The sequence below is a fragment of the Myxococcus sp. AB036A genome, from assembly GCF_006547355.1.
Taxonomy (GTDB): Bacteria; Myxococcota; Myxococcia; order Myxococcales; family Myxococcaceae; genus Myxococcus; species Myxococcus virescens.
On the sequence record NZ_VHLC01000141.1, the window covers coordinates 1 to 18,715 of the forward strand.

The following is an 18,715-nucleotide window of genomic DNA, read 5'->3' on the forward strand; positions in this document are numbered from 1 at the left end:
GGCGGGGACGGGGGGACTCTGGCCGAAGCGCCGCGTGACGGCGACGAAGCCACACCGAGCGTGGCCGTGGCACCCACGGCGCCGCAGGACTCCAACGGCGGGCTCCCGCAGCGTCCGGTGCCGGCGGCGGCCTCGCCTTGGAACCAGGTGGTGGGTGGGCCCCAGGACGACGTCGGGACGGGCGTGGCCACGGCTTCCTCTGGAGATGTGGCGGTGGTGGTGTACAGCACGCCGCGCCAGGACGAAGAACGCGAGCCCGTGGAGGGCGAGAAGCTGGCGCTGACGCTTGCGCGCTACGCGGCGGATGGGGCGCCGCACTGGTCGCGTGAGTGGGCGCGCAACCGCTTCTCCGACACGCGCGTGGCGGCGAGCGATGCGGCGACGTTCCTGTCGGGCAATGCGTTCCTCTACTCGGCGGACTTCGGACTGGGGGAGGCGCAGGACGGCTTCCTGGTGAAGTTCGACGCGGCGGGTTCGCCTGTCTGGCAGCACCGCGTGGGACAGAAGGTCTACGCCATCGCCGCGGACGCGCAGGGCGGCGTGCTGGCCGCGGGCGAGGAGTGGGAGGGGGAGTTCATCGAGGACCCCGTGCTCACGCGCTACGCCGCGGATGGCGCCGTGCTGTGGTCGCGGCGCTTCCATGGCGCCAACATGGACACCGCGCTGCACGCGGCGGCGCTGGCGCCTTCGGGACAGTCGATTCTGGCCGGACAGCTCGTGGACGCGCTGGAGGTGGACGGCCAGACGTTCGGCGCGCCCGGTGTGCGCGGCTTCGTGGTGCTGACGTTCGATGCGTCCGGGCGCTTGCTGTGGGGCAAGGAGCTGCCGGGCGTGAAGGGCCGCATCACGTCGGTGACGGTGGCGGCGGATGGCACGCTCGTGGCGGCGGGTGACTTCATCGGTCTGCTGGTGTGGGGGGAGGCGTCGCTCGGCTCCTCCGGGGCCTTCGTGCTGACGGCGGGCGCGGACGGCAGCGCGGGTTGGGTGCGCCAGCCCCTGTGCGGGCCGGTGACCGAGCTGGGCGCGTCCGTCGCGGTGGAGGATGCGGGCGGCGTCGCGGTGACGTGTGGCAGCGTGCTGACGCGCTACGCGGCTTCGGGGGCGTGGCTGGGGGAGCAGACGCTGGAGGCGCAGCCCTGCGCCAGCGGGGTGTGCTCGCTGACCACCGCGGGGGTGGCCTCGGTGCCGGGCCGCGGGCTCGCCGTCACCGGCTGGCAGCGCGACGGGGCGGGCGACACCTGGAATCAGGACGCCTTCCTCAGGCTCGTGGTGCCGTAGCGGCCGGGGCCGCTACAGTGCGCGGCCATGTCCGCTCCTGCCGCAGAGGTCCTTCTCGAGGTGGAGGGTGCCGTCGCCACGCTCACCCTCAACGACACCGCCCGACGCAACGTGATGACGCCCGAGCTGGGAGACGCGCTGTGCGCGCGCGTCGCCGAGCTGAAGGGGCGTGACGATGTCCGGGCGGTGGTGCTCACCGGGGCGGGAGGCGCGTTCTCCGCCGGTGGGGACCTGAAGATGCTGGAGCGGCTGCGCCAGGTGTCCTTCGAGGATGCGCGCGCGTTCATGCTCGGCTTCTACGCGCGTTACCTCAGCGTGCTGGACCTGCCGGTGCCCGTCATCGCGGCGGTGGACGGGCCCGCGATTGGCGCGGGGCTGTGCGTGGCGCTGGCGTGTGACGTGTGCCTCGTGGCCGAGGACTCGAAGCTGGCGCTCAACTTCGTGCAACTGGGCCTGCATCCGGGCATGGGCGCCACGTACCTGGCGCCACACCGCGCGGGGGCACAGGCCGCCGCGGAGCTGCTGCTCACCGGCCGCCGCTTCGATGGCAGGGAAGCGGTGAAGCTGGGACTGGCGCTGGAGGCGGCGCCGGCGGGACAGGTGCTCACTCGCGCCAGGGAACTCGCGGGACGGATTGCCGCGAACGCGCCGCTCGCCGTGCGTGCGCTCAAGCAGCGGCTGGGGCTCGACAGGGCGGAGCTTCAGCGCGCGCTGGAGGAGGAGGCGCGCTTTCAGGCGGAGAGCTACGGCAGCCAGGACCTGGGCGAGGGACTGGCCGCGGCAGCCGCGCGGCGCGCCCCCGTGTTCCAGGGGCGCTGAGTTCTTGCCTCAGTACACGTTGTACTTGCGGCGGAGCGCCTCGTGCTCCTCCGCGTTGCGCGACGGGCGGAGGATGCGCTGCGCGTCGTGCAGGTAGTACCAGTACTCGCTCGGCTTGGGTGTCATCGCGGCCTGGAGCGAGGCCACGGTGGGCGCGCCGATGGGTCCGGGCGGCAGGCCCTTCTTGTGCCGCGTGTTGTACGGGTCCTGCGGGTCCCGCAGGCGCTTGAGGAAGGCGACGCGGTCATTCCACTGCGCCAGCTCGTAGCGCGACGTGGCGTCCACGCCCAGCGGGAATCCCTTGTCCACGCGCTTCCACAGGATGCCGGCGACCAGGGGGCGCTGGTCGGGCAGCGGCTCCTCGCGCTCCAGCATGGAGGCCATCACCACCACCTCGTGCAGCGTGCGACCGCTCTTCGTGATGGCATCGCGGTTGGGCGCGTAGAAGCGCTGCGCGAAGGCGTCCAACTGACGCTGGATGAGCGCCTCCACATCGAACTTGCCCGGAATCACGCCGTAGGTCTCCGGGTAGAGGTAGCCCTCCAGCGTGCCCGTGGAGGGCAGGGGGAAGGGCGCGGTGAAGTTCTTGGGCTTGCTGGCCGCGGCGATGTACGCGCCCGGCTTGATGAAGCCCGCGGCCACGAGCGCGGCGTCCGTGTCGCGCAGGCGCCAGCCTTCGACGACGACGAACGGGACGTCCTCGGGAATGGGGTTGCCTTCCAGCTCCGTGGCCAGCTCGGCCAGCGTCATCGACGCGCTGACCTCATGGCGGCCCGCCTTGGGGGCGAAGTTGCCGCGCCGGTACAGGTGCCAGCGCCACACCCGCGCGTCGCGGATGAGGCCTTGCGATTCGAGCAGCGTGCCCAGGCCGCGCCCGGACGTTCCCTTGGGCACGGTGAACTCCACCACGTCCGCGCCAGGAGGCGCCGCGGCCGTGCGTGCCTGCTGCTCAATCCAGAAGAAGGCGCCCGCGCCGGACGCCACCAGCAGCACGAAGGCTGCACCCAGGACCCAGAGAATCCGCTTCATTCGCGGCGCACGCTATCACCGGATTCGGGCCGTGCCTGGGTTCCGGCATGCAGATGTCACCTCCTGGGCGCCCGGCGGGCCGGCGGTCAGGCGGCCGGTGCCGCCCCGAGCTTCAGGTCCCGGTTCAACCCGGTGTCCCGGCTCACGCGCCAGATTTTTTGATCCAGGTAGTAATGGTGCAGCGCGAAGCCCCAGATGAAGCACTCCATCAGGTTGCGCAGCGTCAGCCCCGCGCCCAGGGGCACCTTCAAGTCGAAGCCGCCGCAGCCCGGGTGCGCGCCGAAGCCGCAGCCCAGACCCCGGTACAGCAGCGTGAAGACGACGCCGCACACCGCGTAGACGATGAAGCGCTGGCTCACCTTCGGCGCCCAGCCGAACGGCGCTGGGTCCACGCCCGCCGCGTGGTAGCGGTTGCGGTGATAGAACCAGACCACGCCGTGGTACTGCACGTTGTGGAACGCCGTCACCGCCACGGCGAACATGATGAAGTCCATGCGTGCCGCGAACGGAGGCCAGAACACCACGGCCGACAGTCCCATCGCCGCGCCCATCATCAGCAGCTTGGGACCATTCACCTTCAGACCCGCCCGGTGTCGCTGCACCTGCCGGCCTGTGTAGAGCACCACCAACGCCAGCACGGTCGCGAAGCAGGCTCCGGCCACCACCGGCTCCCAGGTGGGGGGACCCATCAGGCCCAGCTGCTTGCGCGCGCCCGGATGTGACACCGCGAACGCGACGAAGGGCGCCAGCAGCCCCGTGTACAGCGTCACGCTGTCGAGCCGCCGGTCCAGTGGCAGCGACTCGCCGCTCTTGCGCTGGTACAGCACCATGATGCCGTAGTGCTGCCGCACCACGTGCCAGTAGGCCCAGAGCGCCGCCGCCGTCATGAAGAGGGCGAAGGGCAGCTTCGTGCCCAGCAGCGCCGACAGTCCGAACGACGCCGGGCCCGCCGCGAACCACGCCAGACTACCCAGCAGCAAGCGCCGCCGTGTCTGCCATTCCCGCGCATCCAGATAGGTCCGCGATACCGTGGCGAACAGGTGCGGCCCATCCAGTGCCAGCACCCATGCCCACCACAACAGCAGGCTGCTGACGCCGCCCCAGACATGGAGTCCGACCAGCGCCAGGCTCACCCCGAGGCCGCCCCCCGTCGAAATCAGGTCGTGCCGCCGGTCGACGAGCCAGCCCGCGCGTGCGGGGCCTGGGACTGCGAGAGGGATGGCGCTCATGAGGCCTCCGAGGGACGCCGCGGAGGATATAGGAAGGTGCAGGTAGGTGGTCTGCCCACCTGTCGGCGCCATTCGCCGGGCAGGGGACCGAGGGGGCAAAACCTACTTGAGCGGCGGGTCGCGTACCGCGATTGTCCTCGCCATGGATCAAGGCAGGCGCACCACGGACAGGAAGGCAGTTGGCCTGCTGGTGAAGCTGAAGCATGAGAGCGTGGGGAGCTTCGCGGAGGAGTTCGCCACCAACCTGAGCCCGGGTGGGATGTTCATCCGCTCGCGCACCCCGCAGGCAGTGGGGACCCCCGTCAAGTTCGAGGTGCAGATTGCGGGAGGCGTGCGGGTGCTGCGTGGCTCCGCGCTGGTCCGCTGGGTCCGCGAAGTGGGTGATCCCGCGGGGCCTCCGGGCATGGGGCTGCAGTTCGAGGAGCTGGACACGGCGAGCCGCGCGCTCGTCGAAATGATGTTGATGCGGAAGACCGTCGCGGATTCCAGCGCGCCCGCCGCCCGGCCCCTGCCTGCCATCGCACCGTCCGTGGCGCCCGCGGTTGCGCCGTCCATCGCGCCGTCCGTGGCGCCCGCGATTGCGCCGTCCATCGCGCCCGCCGTCGCGCCCGTGGCGCAGGCCCGTCCCGCGCCTCCGGTCCAGGCCCGTCCCGCGCCCCCTGTGCAGGCGCGCCCCGCCGCCGCGCCCGCGGATGTGGGTGGCATCGCGCTCGACTCCCTGTTCGATGACCTGGAGCCGGAGGGTGGTTCCTCCGCGCCGATTCCGGACGAGCCGCTCGACCTGATTCCGTCGGTGGTGGAGGAGCCGAGGACACCGCCTCCGAGTCGCGTGCCCGTCTCCTATTCGCCGCCGCCTCCGGTGGCCGCGGATGACGTGGACATCCCGCTCGACGAGCTCATCGCGAGCACGCCGCCTCCGCCCGTGGCCGCGCTGGACATCGATGAGCCCCTGCCGGGCTTCGAGTTCGAAATCGAGAGCCCGTCGGGTGAGGCGCCCGTGGCCATGGGCGCGCCGCTCGACGAGCCGCCCATCGAGGTCGGCATCTCCCTGGAGGTCGAGCCGTCGTCCACCCCGACGGGTGGTGGGGCCTTGGAGTTCGAGCTCGACCTGGGTGACTCCGTCGCTGAGCCGCCTCGTGCGCCCGCGGTTCCACCCGTGCGCGTGGCACCTCCGCCGGCGCCGGTCTCCAGTGGCGGCGGCTTCGAGTTCGACCTGGACCTGAGCGATGCGGAGGCCGCACCTCCGCCGCGTGCCCCGGTGGCGCCCAAGGCACCGCCGGCTCCTGTCACATCTCCTGCGGGGAGCGGTGGCATCGAGTTCGATTTCGACCTGGCCGAGGACGTGAGCCCGCCTCCGCCGCCGCGCGCACCGGCGGCGCCACCTCCCGCGCCTGTCTCGGCCGGGGGCGTCTTCGAGTTCGACTTCGCCCTGTCCGAGGACGCGGGGACGGCGCCGCCTCCGCCGCCGCGCGCCCCCTCTCCGGCCAGCACGGGGGGCGGCGGCATCGACTTCGACCTCGACCTGTCCGAGGACGTGGAGGAAGCACCTCCCGTTGTGCCTCCACCGCCGCCGCGCGCGGCGATGGTTCCTCCGCCCGCGCCGGTGCAGCCGCCCATGGCGGCCCGCCCGTTGCCTCCGCCGCCCCCGGCTCCGCCGCCTCCTCCTCAAGGGCTTCCCCAGGTGCGCCGTGAGGCGCCTCGAGCACCGGCGCCAGCGGCGACGCCCTCGGTGCTCGCGCCCGCCGTGGCGAAGGCCGCCGCGCAGGCGCCCGGCCTGGATGAACACGGCCTGCCGAAGACGGTGTTCCTGCCTCCACCGGTGCCGCTCAGCGGCACGGGGCCCGTCATCGGCATCGACCTGGGCACCACGAACTCGTGCGTGGCGTTGCTCTCCAACGGCCGGCCGCTCGTGCTGCGCTCGCGCGAGGGCTACAACACGATTCCCTCCGTCATCTCGCTCAACGCGCAGAACAAGCTGCTGGTCAGCCACCGCGCGAAGAACCAGTTGGTGCTGCGTCCCCAGCACACCATCTACGGCGCGAAGCGGCTCGTTGGCCGTCCCTACGACAGCGCCGTGGTGAACCAGGTCCGCGAGCGCTTCCACTACGACATCGTCCCTGACCCCGCTGGCCGCGCCGCCGTGCGTCTGGCGGACACGGCCCTGTCGCTGGAAGAGGTGCAGGCCCTCATCCTCCGCGAGTGCAAGGAGATGGCGGAGGCCCACCTCAACCAGAAGGTGGAGCGCGCGGTGGTGACGGTGCCCGCGTACTACTCCGAGCCGCAGCGTGAGGCCGTGCGCAAGTCCGGCATCCTCGCGGGCCTCAAGGTGGAGCGCATCCTCAACGAGCCCACATCCGCGGCGCTCGCCTACGGCCTCAACCGCGAGCTCAACAAGAAGGTCCTCGTCTACGACCTGGGCGGCGGTACCTTCGACGCCACGATTCTGAAAATCGAGAAGAACGTCTTCGAGGTGCTCGGCACCGGAGGCGACGTCTTCCTGGGGGGTATCGACTTTGACAACCTCATCGTCGACTACCTGCTGGCGCGCTTCCAGGAGAAGGAAGGCATCACCTTCACGGGGGACGGCATCGCCTTGTCGCGCGTGAGTGACGCGGCCGAGCGTGCGAAGATGGGGCTGTCCGAGCGCAGCACCTTCGAGGTCCACATCCCCATGCTGATGATGGACGACTCGGGCAGGCCGCGTGACTTGCGCGTGGTCCTCAGCCGGCAGGAGCTGGAGAAAATCTGCGAGCCGCTCCTCAGCCGCACCATCGACGTGGTGCGCGACGTGCTCCTGGACGCGAAGCTGAAGGCCGCTGAGGTGGACGACATCATCCTCGTGGGCGGCATGAGCCGCATGCCGCTGGTGCGCGACAAGCTCAAGTCGCTCTTCGGCAAGGGCGCGCAGGCCAGCGTCAACGCGGACGAGGCCGTGGCCCTGGGCGCGGCGCTCTACTCGGGCTCCGTGGACAAGGTGAGCAGCGTGGTGCTCATCGACGTGCTGCCGATGACGGTGGGCGTGGCCATGCCCGGTGGTGCCTTCAAGCGCGTCATCGAGCGCAACAGCCCGCTGCCCGCGCAGCGCTCCTTCGCCATCAACACGACGAAGGACAACGAGGCCTTCCTGGAGTTGTCCATCTTCCAGGGCGAGGACAGCCACATCTCCGCCAACGAGTACCTGGGCACCGTGCGCATCGAAGGTCTGCCCAAGGGGCCCAAGGGCTCGGTGCGCGTGGCGGTGACGCTCAAGCTGGACTCCGAATGCGTGCTGCACGTGGAGGCGCGTGAGTACTCCACGCGCAAGGAAGTGAAGGCCACGCTGGCCACGCGCTACTCGCCGGAGGAACTCCAGAAGCAGCTCCAGGTCAGCAAGGAGTCCGTGAAGGCCGCAGAGGAGCGCCGCGGCGCCGACCTCAAGGAGCGCGCGGGCGGCTTCTGGAGCTTCGTGAAGAAGGCGCTGGGCAGGAAGTAGCGTGTCGCCATGACGGCCACCGCACCCCGGTACATGACGCGCTTCAGGTGCCTCGCGGATGCCTGCGAGGACACCTGCTGCGCGGGGCTCGTCGTCCTCGTCAGCGAGCCGCGCTTGCAGCGCCTGAAGCAAGCGGTGGCGGGCACGCCGGACGCGGAGCGGGTGGAGACCTTCATCCGGCCGGAGCCCGACGCCAGCCCCGGCGACGAGGCCGTCATCGCGAAGCGCGAGGACGGGCACTGCGTGTTCCTGGAGGCGCGGAAGACGTGCTCGCTGCACCGCGCCTATGGCGAGGCCGCGCTGCCGGATGCATGCGCCACCTTCCCGCGCGTCGCCACGCGCTGGGCGCACGGGCTGGAGGTGACCGGCTCGCTCGCGTGTCCGGAGGTGGCCCGCCTGTGTCTGCTGGCGGAGGACGCCGTGGACACCGTGCCCGTGTCCGAGGACCTCGCGCTTCGTCCGGAGACTGCGCGCTCTCTGGGCGGCGGCGATTCCGAGGACGCGTGGACGCAGCACGCGGCGGCCGTGCGTTCCACCGCGCTGTCGGTGCTCCAGCGTCGCGAGCTGCCGTTCGCCGCGAGGCTCTTCGCGCTGGGGCAACTGGGCCTCAGGTTGGACGGCTTCTACTGCCGGGGCACGGAGGTGTTCCACGGCGGCGCGCGCGAGGGCGCGGAGGCCCTGCTGACGGAAGTGCTGCGTACCTTCACCCTGCCCGAGACGCTGACGGCGCTGCACGGTGGCTTCGCGGCGCTGTCGCTGCCAGGAGGCCCGTGGGTGGGCATCTGCGCCGCGGTGCTGAAGTCTCGCCTGGGCGCGGTCCGGAGCGAGCGGTTCCTCACGCTGGTGGAGCTGGTGCTGGAGTCCTACGGCGGCGTGGACCTGCTGCCCGATGATGCGTGGCGCCGCTACTCGGAGCGCCGCGAGCGGCTGTCTCCCGGCCTGTCACAGCGGGTGGAGCAGTACCTGCGCCACCACGCGGTGAATCACTGGCTGCGCCACCCGTTCACGGACGCGCCGCGCGTGCAGGACTACGTGTTCCGCATGGCGCTGCGCGAGGCCGTCCTCTGTTGGACCCTCTTCGGCCACCCCACGGTGGTGGCGCTCTGCGCGGAAGGCGCGGCGGACACGGCGGAGTCACGGGCCCGGCTCGACGCCGCCGCGGTGGAGTGCTTCCAGCTCATCGCCAAGCACGTCGAGCAGGCGCCCCAGCTCCACGCCCTGGCCCAGGGGCTGGCGGGGAGCGGGGGTGACGAGACGCTCGGCCGGATGCTCGTGCTGCTCAAGGGGCTCTGACGCTCAAGGCTGCGCGCGGGGCGTCGCGCCGAGCCGGCGCATGGCCTCCTGGAACACCGGGTACTCCTGCGCGCCCTGGAGCCCGAAGCGCTCCCCGAGCACGAAGGTGGGCACCGCGCTGACGCCGATGGCCCGCGCCTCCTGGATGGAGTCCTCCACGGCCTTCGTGTAGCGGCCCTCCTCGACGACGCGCTGCACTGCGTCCGGGTCCAGGCCCGCCTCCTGGGCGGCGCCGCGGAGCGTGTCCCACTGCCAGAGGTCCTGGCCCTCGCTCCAGTAGCGGCGCAGGAGGGCGGCGTGGAACGGCTCCAGCCGGCCCTGCTCCCGAGCGTACTCGGTGGCCTCGTGGGCCCGGCGGGTGGACGGAGTGAGTTCCCGCATCACCAGGGTGAGCCCGGCTGCCTGGGCGCGGAGCTTCAGCGGGTTGTTCGGGTCCTTCATCTTCTCGCGCACGTAATCCGGCAGGGGGAGTCCCTCGGGGGGCGTCTCCGGGCGCAGGTAGAAGGGACGCCAGTCCACCTGGACGTCGTACTCCTTCTTCAGCTTCTGGACCTCGGCGTAGCCCACGTAACACCAGGGGCAGACGTAATCGGACCAGACGCGGACGGTGATGGGCTCGCTCATGGGCCCGTGTCTAACCGCGTCGAAGCGCCGCGTCATGGTGGACTGCGCCGGGGATGCGCGGAGGTGGTACCCCGGGTACGCGGAGGTGGACAGCGCGGGCCGTAGCAGGCAGCGTCCACCCCCGACAACCGTGCCCGTGACGCACCCCTCGGGTGGGGTGGCGGCGGGGCGACTGAACCAGGAGACTCCCTTGCCGCTGTCGCTTCTCGCGGCCCTGGCCCTGAGCGCCACTCCGGCGCCGGCCCGGCCCCAGCCGTTCACCCACCACGACATGATTTCGCTGCGCCGGCTGAGCAGCCCGCGCGTCTCGCCGGACGGCAAGCAGGTCGCCTACGTCCTGCGCACCACGGACATGGAGGCCAACCGCGGCCGCACGGACCTGTGGCTCGTCGGCGTCGACGGAAACGCCGCGCCGCGCCAGCTCACCTCGCATCCGGACGCGGACTCCGAGCCCACCTGGGCGCCGGACGGCAAGAGCCTCTTCTTCCTGTCCTCGCGCGGCGGCTCCTCGCAGGTGTGGCGCCTGGCCGTGGACGGCGGAGAGGCCGTGCAGGTGACGAAGCTGCCCCTGGACGTGGGCGCCTTCCGCGTGTCGCCGGACGGCACGCGGCTGGCCGTGGCGCTGGAGGTCTTCCCGGATTGCCCCACGCTGGAGTGCACCCCGCAGCGCGAGGAGGAACGCTCCAAGCGCAAGGCCACCGGCCGCACCTACGACAAGCTCTTCGCGCGTCACTGGGACACGTGGAAGGACGGTCGTCGCTCGCACGTCTTCGTCGTCCCCGTGGCCGGCGGCGCGCCCGTGGACGTGATGAAGGGCATGGACGCGGACAGCCCCTCCAAGCCTTTTGGTGGCGCGGAGGAGTTCACCTTCACGCCGGACAACAAGAGCATCGTCTTCGCCGCGCGGGACGTGGGCCGCTCCGAGGCCTGGTCCACGGATTTGGACCTCTTCGTCGCGCCGATTGATGGCAAGGCGAAGCCGCGCAAGCTGACGGAGAAGAACCGCGCCACCGACACCAGCCCGGTGTTCAGCCCGGACGGCAAGACGCTGGCCTACCTGGCCATGTCGCGTCCCGGCTTCGAGGCGGACCGCTACCGCGTCATCCTCCGCACCTGGCCCGGCGGTCAGGAGCGCGTGCTCACCCAGGACTGGGACCGCTCCGTGGGCAGCCTCGCGTGGAGCGCGGACGGCAAGACGCTCTTCGCGAGCGCCGGGCACGTGGGCCAGCAGCCCATCTTCGCGCTGGACGTGGCCACGGGGAAGCCCACCCAGCTCACGAAGGAAGGCGCCGCGGACGCGCCGCAGCCGGCCGCTGGGGGCCGCATCGTCTACGTGTACGACGACCTGGATTCGCCCGCGGACCTGCACGTGATGAACGTGGATGGCTCGGAGTCGCGCCAGCTCACCCAGGTGAACCAGGACGCGCTGGCCCGCATCCGCTTCGGTGGCTTCGAGCAGTTCTCGTTCCCGGGCTGGAACAACGAGACGGTTCACGCCTACGTCGTGAAGCCGGTGAACTTCGACCCGAAGAAGAAGTACCCGCTGGCGTTCCTCATTCACGGTGGGCCGCAGGGCTCGTTCGGCAATCACTTCCATTACCGGTGGAACCCGCAGGTGTACGCGGGGCGTGGCTACGTGGCCGTGATGGTCGACTTCCACGGCTCCACCGGCTACGGGCAGGCGTTCACGGATTCCATTTCCGACGACTGGGGTGGCAAGCCGTTCGAGGACCTGCAGAAGGGCCTGGCCGCGGCGCTCAAGCGCTACAGCTTCATCAACCCGAACAAGATGTGCGCGCTGGGGGCGAGCTACGGCGGGTACATGATCAACTGGATTGCCGGTAACTGGCCGGACGGCTTCAAGTGCCTGGTGAACCACGACGGCATCCTCGACGAGCGCATGGGCTACTTCGACACCGAGGAGCTGTGGTTCCCGGAGTGGGAGCACAAGGGCACGCCGTGGGAGAACCCGGAGGGCTACAGCAAGCACAACCCGATTGAGCACGTCGCGAAGTGGAAGACGCCGATGATGGTCATCCACGGCGGGCAGGACTTCCGCGTGGTGGAGACGCAGGGCCTGGGCACCTTCACGGCGCTCCAGCGGAAGGGGATTCCCTCCAAGCTGCTCTACTTCCCGGAAGAGAACCACTGGGTGCTGCGCCCGGCCAACAGCGTGCAGTGGCACGACGAAGTCCTGGGCTGGCTGGACCAGTGGACGCGCAAGTAGCCGCTGCGTGATGTCGTAGGACTCGGGGCTCGCATCGTGAGATGCGGGCCCCGTTGCCGTTCAGGGCTCAGGGAACGCCGAAGCAGGCGCCGATGCAGGCGGTGCGAATCTGCGAGCAGGTCTTGCTGCCGACGCAGTCCCCGCACGCGGCGAGCTGGTCCCTGCGGCGGTCCTGGTCCTGCCGCTCCATCCAGGCCTTGAGGTCGTCCTCGCACGACTGGACGTTGAGCGTGTCCGTGAAGCACTCCTTCCGTTTCTCGCAGATGGTGTCCGTGTCGCTGAAGCAGCCGGTCAGCAGCGCGCTCACGGTGATGACGAAGGTCAGGGTCAGCGTCCGAGGCATCATGCGAATCATCATGCCCCGTGCGCGTGCCCGGCTTCATCATCGGGATTCAGGTGTGTACGGCGTGTGAAGGTGCGCCGTGCTTCGGGTCAGGGCTTCGGCGGGGACGGGGGCGGGTGCGCCGGGCCGGAGCCACCCACGCCCGTGTCGCCGCCCAGCTTGCCCAGCATGTTCCAGGCCTGGTGCCGGTGGGCGGGCACCTGCTTGCTGAGGTCCTCGAGCATGGCGGCGAGCTCGGGCGTGGCCTTGGGCATGGCCTTCTGGGCGGTGAGGACCATGCCCATGACGGCGTCATGTCCCGTCACCTGTGAGGCCAGATAGGCGGAGTCGAAGGGCGCGCCGCGGATGACCTGGAGCTGCTCCATCGTGGCCTTGTCCTTGGCCATGGAGGCTTCTTCCGCGTCGTTCATCGGCTTGGGGGATTCGGCCAGCTTCAGGCCCTTGCTGCGCGCGTAGGACGTGAGCTTCTGGTCCAGCGCGGTGTGCGCCTTCATCATGATGGTGCCGAAGGCCTTCACGTCTGGATTCTGGGAGCGTTGCTGGGCGAGCTTGCCCGACTTGATTTCGTGCTGGTTCGCCAGGTGCAGCCGGTCGAGCAGCGCCTTCTCGTCCGTGGGGGCGGTGTAGCCGCGGTACGTGGCCATGCCCTTTTGAACGGAGACCGTGTCCTGTTGGGAGGGCGGGCTGTCGGGCATGCCGGACTGAGCGAATGACGCGCCCTGGGTGAACAGCGAGGCGGCGAGGACGAGCCCCGGGAGGGGATGCTTCATGGGGTGCTGCTCCTTGTGCGTGAGGAAAGGCGGGCGCGCACGTTGGAGCGGCGTCGGAACGGGATGCACGGTGCGAGAAGACGCATCCGTGCGCCACTTCACGCAGAGGGAGGAGAGGGTGCGGCGGATGACGGTGGCGCTGCCCACGTGGCCGACCCACTGCGTTCAGTGCTTCACCGGACGTGGTGCGTCGGGCGCAGGCGGTACAGGGTGCTGCGGGGTGGACGACGTTGGCGGGGGATGAACAGGACCGGCGATGTCCTCACGGTGTTGCCAGGGCCAGCGTCCCTCCAGCTCCACGGTGAGGGTGAAGCTGAGGAAGGTTCGAATGAGGACGATGAGCCCGAGCACCAGCACGCCATCCAGCGTGGGGCGCTGGCTCACGGTGCGGATGATGTCGGCGGCGACGAGGAACTCCAGGCCCAGGAGGATGGCGCGGCCCAGGTTGAGGCGGAAGCGCCGGTAGGCCTCACCGGCGGGGAGCTGCTGCCGCGTGGCGAGCACCACGAGCGCGAGCACCGCCCCCAGCACCATGCTGCCCACGCCGGCCCACTCCATGAGCTGGGCGGCAAGCGAGATGAGGGAATGGACCTCCATCCAGCCTCCCGTGCGGGAAGCTAGGCATGGTGGAGACTTCCGTCATGGAGCGGCCTGCGTAAGGGGCGCATGCCCGCTCCCGTGAAGCGCCAGGGATGGAGGCGGCGAGAAGGTTCGCCGAAGCCGCGAGGCCGTCGTCACGCCGTTGGCTGTCGAGGCGTAACGGAGCCCGTTTCAGTTCCCCGCGTCCGGCTTCTCGGGCTGCGCTTCCTTCGGTGCCTCCGCGTCCGGCGTGCCCGACACGTTCATCTCCGACAGCCCGCTCTCGTCACGCAGGAACTGCTGCGCCACGCGGTCCACCTCTTCGACCTTGAGCCCCGTGAGCAGCGCGCTCGCCTGCCGCGCGCGGTCCGCCAGCGCCGTCTCACCCATGGAGCCGTGGATGCGCGTCAGGGCCAGGTGGATTTCAGGGTCGAACGGGTCCGACGCCAGCGCTTCCAGGTAGGCCGTCTTCGCCTTCGGGTAGTCCTTCCGGTACAGCAGGATGCGGCCCAGGTGGACGTTGGTCGACGGTGAGCCCGGGTGCACACGCAGGCTGCCGCGCAGCACGCCCTCCGCCTCGTCGAGCCGCCGCAGCTCCAGCAGCGCCAGCGCGTACTTGTTGGACACGGACTCGTACTTGTCGCCCACCAGCTTGTGCGCCTTGGCGTACTCCTCCGCCGCGGCCTTCACGCGGTTGCGCTCGCGCAAGAGCTCACCCAGGTGCGCGAACTTGCGCGCCGGCACCTCCGTCACCTCCTGGAAGTCGCCGAAGGAGATTTCACGCCCCTTCTTCTCGCTCTCGTCCTTCACCTTGCCCTTGGCGTTCTCCTTCAGGACCACGCGGTCCTCGCGCGGCAGGAGCTCGGTGGGGAAGGGCTGCTTCTTGATGTGCGCCAGCCAGGACTTCTCGAAGAGGGCGAAGGGCATTCCCATGGCCGTCTCCACCGCCTTGCGGTCCTTCTGCCCGGCCTTCAGCTCCTGGATGATGGCGCGCAGACCCGCCGTGCCCTTGACGCTGTGCACGTAGTCGATGGCGTAGAACACCTCCGCGAACGCGGTGGCCGCGTCCTCCGCCGTGGGCAGCAGTGCGATGGACGGGTGCATCTTCTCGAACGGGATGAGCGTGTCCGCTTTCACCCGCTTGCCCAGCAGCGCCTGGGTGGACGGCGTCATCGCCAGGCCCGCCTTGCCGCGCCAGCGCGACTCCAGGAACTTGGCCAGTCCCTCATGCAACCAGATGGGCACCGTGTTGCGGCTCATCTGGCTGATGACCAGGTGGATGTACTCGTGCGCCAGCGTGTCCTGCCAGTCGTAGCCGCGCGCCACCGCCTTCGGACTGGTCACCATCAGCTTGTTGAACTTGCAGATGGCGATGGTGCCCGTGGTGCCAATCTGCTTCTCCGTCAGCGTGCTCACCCGCGCCAGCTCGCGCGCGTTGCTCACCACCTCCACGCGAATCTTGCCGCCCGGCGGCGTCCAGCCGAGGTCCTGCTTCATCGCCCGGTGGATGCCCTCCAGCGTCTCCAGCGCATAGGGCACCAGCACCGCTTCCTTCCCCTTGGGGTACTGGAAGATGAAGTGCTCGCTCTCCGCGCGCTCGTGGTCCTTGACGATGGCGCGCGTGTCCTTGGCCAGCCGCAGGTAGCTGCCCGGCTTGTCCTCGATGTTGGCGCCCTCCAGGAGCGCCACCGCGTCGTCGTAGCGGCCTTCCTCGAAGGCCACCCGGCCCTGGAAGTACTTCAGCGGCTCCACGTCGGCGGGGAGGAGCTTCTCCACCTCGGACAGCTCACGCCGGGCGCCGGGCACGTCCCAGTCGTCCAGCTCCGTCTCCACGCGGCCCAGCCGCTCCTTCACCTCGTCCTTGAGCGAGCTGGACTGGGCCCATGCCGCCTGAGGCACGCAGAGGAGCCCCACGGCCATCGCCGCGACGAGGGCCCCGAATCCGGAGGAATGCTTCAGCGCGTGGCGGCTCACTTCACCAGCTCCTCGTAGTAGCGCTTCACCTGCTCCCGGTACTTCTCCGGAGCCCCCTGCTTCATCGCGTCCAGCAGGTCCTTGCGGAACTCCTTCGGCGCCTGGAAGGCATCCTCGTCCGGCAGCTCCACCTTCTGCTTCGGGTCTCTCCCGTTGCCCTGCTGACGGCGGCCCATGCCCATGGGCAGCGGGAGCCCGCCCTTGCCGCCGCGCTGGCCTTCCTGCATCTGCTGCTGGAACTGGCGCAGGCCTTCCAGCGCCGCCTGCTGCTCGCCGTAGCCACGGCCCGGGTCCTTGCCCTGCATCCGCCGGGCGGCCTCACCCATGCGCTGGCCAGCGCCCTCCATCTGCTGCGTGGCTTCCTCGCCGAAGATGGGCGCCATCTGCTGCATCTCCTCCATCTGCTGACGCAGGCCCTGCGCGCGTTCCTCCAACTGCGACTGCTGTTCGCCCAACTGCTGGAGTTGCTGCTTCTCCTGCTGCGACAGCTGCGAGCCCGGAGGAGGGAAGAGCGACTGGAGCTGCCGGTTCACCTCCGACACGTTGCGCGCGTCGCGGTTGAGGCGCTGCGCCAGCTCCGTGGACTGCTTCACCACCTCTTCCGGGTTGCCGAACATCTCGTCCAGGTGGCGCTGCTGCTCGCCCATCATCGCCAACTGCCGGGCCGCGTCCTCCGCCCGCGCCGCCGCCTCCGCCGCCAGGTCGTAGTCGTTCACCTTCAGCGCGTTCTCCACGTTCTGGAGCTCCGCCTGGGCCTCCTCCAGCGGACGCGCGGCGCGGCTGTTGAGCTGGCTGGGCTCCAGCGCCTTGTAGTCCTCCTGCGCCTGCTGCACCTTGCGCATCAGGCTGTCCTTGATGGCCTCGCCCTTCTCCGACAGCCGCTCGCGGTTCTGTGAGCGGGCCTGGTCGCGAAGCTGCTTCGTCTGGTCCGCGACGCGCTGCTGCTCCTGCACGGTGCCCTGCAGCTCCTCCATGAACTTGCCGAACTTCTCCGCCAGCTCGGGGTACTGCTCGCCGCCGAACTCGTCGCTCGCCTGGTCCAGGTTCTCGAGCATCTCATCCATCTGCATGCCCAGTTCCTGGAGCTTCGCCAGGGCCTCGTCCGCCTTGCCCTCGCGCATCAGCTTCTCCACGTCGTCGAGCGCGCTGCGCAGGTCCTGGTCCTTCATCATCTCGGACAGGGCCTCGGCGTTGAGGTGCTCGTCGCGGATGCCCTTGCGCATCTCCGCCATGCGCTGCATCAGCTCCTGGATGCGGGACTTGAGCTGCTGAATCTGCTCCATCACCGCCTGGCGCGCGGCCTCGTCCGGGTTGGACTTGTACTGCTCGATGAGGTTCGCCAGCTCGCGCCGCTCATTGGACAGCTGCTTGGCCATCTCCTGGAGCGCCTCCAGCTTCTGCCGGTCCAGCAGCGACTCCAGGTAGAGGATGTCCTTCTCCAGCTCCGTAATCTCCTCGTTGACCACGGCGGTGAGGCGGTTGCCCGTGCCCCAGTCCTCGCCGCGGGCGCGCTGCGTGCGCAGGTAGAGCCGGCGCAGCTCCGCGGTGCCGCGGATGTGGCTGCCCAGGGACTCGGAGATGTTGCTCAGCGCGGAGACCAGCTCGGTGGGCACGTCGCGCTCGCGCGCCAGCTCCTGCGCCAGCGTCTTCATGTCGGCGACGAGGCTCTCCCCGCTGGTGTCCACCGTGGCCCCGGCGGTGATGGCCTGCGGGTCCTTCTGCTTCGCGCGCTCCGGGCCTTCCAGCCGGTCCGCGAGGTGGTCCACCATCCGGCCCCACAACTGCTCCGCCTTCTCCAGCGCTGCGCGGCGGTGCTCGGCCGCGGAGTACACGCGCAGCACCTGCGTGCGGCTGACGCCCTTCTTGGGGCCCTCCACCGCGTCGTTGTCCTGCGCCTCCACGTAGTAGGTAATCCGGTCACCCGGGTCGAGCTTGAGGTTGTCCAGGCTCCACGAATAGGTGCCCCGGTGGCGCCGGCCGTCCTCGCGCGGCAGCGGCACGCGTGTCTCCTGTTGGGCGCCGGGCGCGCGGAACACGAGCGCCATGCCGGACAGCCCGTAGTCATCCGACGCCTCGTACTTGAGCGCCACCTGGTCGCCCGGGTCGATCTCCAGCTCCACCGTGGGCGTGAGCAGCGACACCTCGGGCGCCTTGTCCGCCTCCACCGTGAGGGCGATGTCCGGCCCCACCGCGAGCGCCTTGTCCCGCGCGCCGTAGAAGGCGAAGCGGTAGTGGCCGGACTGCTTCGCGACGAAGCTGCCCTCCAGGTCCCGGTTGCCCGTCACCTTCAGCGGCAGCGCCTGGCCGTTGACCACCAGCTCCGCGCGCTCCACCGGACGGTCCGAGCGCGTCTTCAGCAGGATTTCCGTCCCCGCCGGCGCGCTGATTTCGCCGTTCGTTCCGGGCACCGTGCGCGGGGCCAGCCCCGTGTACGCGGGGTAGCGGTACGTCAATTCGATGTCGCCGGTGATGGGCTCCACCTGCGCCTGGGCCTTGGGGCTCGCCGCCACTTCGCGGATGCGCGCCACGCCGGCGGACCAGCGGTCACCGAGCACGACCATCAGCACCAGCAGGGCCAGCAGCACACCACCCGCGCCCAGGGCCACGTGACGCACCGGGCGGCTGTCCACCACGGTGCGGACATCCACCGTGCGCGCCCGCGCGTCCATCTCTCGCAGGAAGGCGCTCGCGAGCGCTGGAGAGCCGCTGCCCGGCGCGTCCGGCTCGCGCATCAGCTCCACCGCGGCCAGCACGTCCAGCGACAGCTCCGGGCGCTTTTCGCCCACCAGGCGCGCGGTGAGGACGTCGTCTCCCACGCGGCGGCGCACCAGCCACAGGCCGAAGACGCACGTCACGGCCACGCCCACCGGCAGCGCCGTCCACAGCAGGGACGCGCCCGCGCGCGGCGCCACCAGCGCCAGGAAGCCGCCGGCCACCAGCAGCAGCGCCACGGTGGCCACGCCCAGCATGCCGCCCTGGAGCCACAGGTACCGGCGCTGGCGGCCCTGGACGGTGGCGAGCAACGCCTCCACGCCCGGGGCTTCCAGGGGAGGGCGGGCTTGTGACGCGGGAGGAGAC

At 70.2% G+C, this 18,715-nt stretch carries 13 protein-coding genes; 5 read left to right on the forward strand and 8 right to left on the reverse strand.

What is annotated here, in order from left to right; translation table 11 throughout:
- Nucleotides 1-1,278, forward strand: a 1,278-nt coding sequence (locus FL344_RS35055; RefSeq protein WP_228565596.1) for a hypothetical protein, incomplete at its 5' end; no start/stop codon positions are given.
- Between the two features lie 27 nt (nt 1,279-1,305).
- Nucleotides 1,306-2,097, forward strand: a complete 792-nt coding sequence (locus FL344_RS35060; protein ID WP_141621595.1) for an enoyl-CoA hydratase/isomerase family protein — start codon at nt 1,306-1,308, stop codon at nt 2,095-2,097.
- A gap of 9 nt (nt 2,098-2,106) precedes the next feature.
- On the opposite strand, the gene mltG is transcribed toward FL344_RS35060, so the two are convergent.
- Both mltG and FL344_RS35070 read right to left on the reverse strand, forming a co-directional pair.
- Nucleotides 2,107-3,126: an endolytic transglycosylase MltG gene (gene mltG, locus FL344_RS35065; RefSeq protein WP_141594473.1), complete on the reverse strand. Its 1,020-nt coding sequence runs from the start codon at nt 3,124-3,126 to the stop codon at nt 2,107-2,109.
- Nucleotides 3,127-3,212: 86 nt separating this feature from the next.
- Nucleotides 3,213-4,355: a hypothetical protein gene (locus FL344_RS35070; RefSeq protein ID WP_141594474.1), complete on the reverse strand. Its 1,143-nt coding sequence runs from the start codon at nt 4,353-4,355 to the stop codon at nt 3,213-3,215.
- Between the two features lie 46 nt (nt 4,356-4,401).
- Between FL344_RS35070 and FL344_RS35075 the strand changes: the two genes are divergently transcribed.
- Both FL344_RS35075 and fliB read left to right on the forward strand, forming a co-directional pair.
- On the forward strand, nt 4,402-7,827 hold the full coding sequence (locus tag FL344_RS35075) for a TIGR02266 family protein (protein WP_141621596.1): 3,426 nt from the start codon (nt 4,402-4,404) through the stop codon (nt 7,825-7,827).
- Nucleotides 7,828-7,836: 9 nt separating this feature from the next.
- Nucleotides 7,837-9,120 (forward strand): flagellin lysine-N-methylase, encoded by a 1,284-nt coding sequence (gene fliB, locus FL344_RS35080; RefSeq protein WP_141621597.1) that lies wholly within the window; start codon nt 7,837-7,839, stop codon nt 9,118-9,120.
- Nucleotides 9,121-9,123: 3 nt separating this feature from the next.
- Here fliB and FL344_RS35085 read toward each other — a convergent pair whose 3' ends face one another.
- Nucleotides 9,124-9,744 (reverse strand): DsbA family protein, encoded by a 621-nt coding sequence (locus tag FL344_RS35085; protein ID WP_228565598.1) that lies wholly within the window; start codon nt 9,742-9,744, stop codon nt 9,124-9,126.
- A gap of 190 nt (nt 9,745-9,934) precedes the next feature.
- Between FL344_RS35085 and FL344_RS35090 the strand changes: the two genes are divergently transcribed.
- Nucleotides 9,935-11,971 carry a S9 family peptidase gene (locus FL344_RS35090; RefSeq protein ID WP_194863369.1) on the forward strand — a complete coding sequence of 679 codons (2,037 nt, stop codon included), beginning with the start codon at nt 9,935-9,937 and terminating at the stop codon, nt 11,969-11,971.
- Between the two features lie 67 nt (nt 11,972-12,038).
- On the opposite strand, the gene FL344_RS35095 is transcribed toward FL344_RS35090, so the two are convergent.
- From FL344_RS35095 to FL344_RS35115, 5 genes are all read right to left on the reverse strand, one after another.
- Nucleotides 12,039-12,317, reverse strand: coding sequence for a hypothetical protein (locus FL344_RS35095; protein WP_225909569.1), 279 nt, complete (start codon nt 12,315-12,317; stop codon nt 12,039-12,041).
- 86 nt (nt 12,318-12,403) lie between these two features.
- A complete protein-coding gene (locus FL344_RS35100) occupies nt 12,404-13,084 on the reverse strand; it encodes a DUF4142 domain-containing protein (RefSeq protein WP_228565599.1) in 681 nt (226 codons plus the stop codon).
- A gap of 165 nt (nt 13,085-13,249) precedes the next feature.
- Entirely contained in the window at nt 13,250-13,681 is a 432-nt protein-coding gene (locus tag FL344_RS35105) for a DUF1622 domain-containing protein (protein ID WP_141621602.1), read from the reverse strand.
- Between the two features lie 174 nt (nt 13,682-13,855).
- The gene (locus FL344_RS35110; protein ID WP_141621603.1) at nt 13,856-15,637 is read right to left on the reverse strand and encodes a tetratricopeptide repeat protein; all 1,782 of its coding nucleotides are present in this window, start codon (nt 15,635-15,637) and stop codon (nt 13,856-13,858) included.
- Nucleotides 15,634-18,715: DUF4175 family protein (locus tag FL344_RS35115; protein WP_228565600.1), on the reverse strand; the 3,082-nt coding region annotated here is incomplete at its 5' end. The genes FL344_RS35115 and FL344_RS35110, both read right to left, overlap by 4 nt.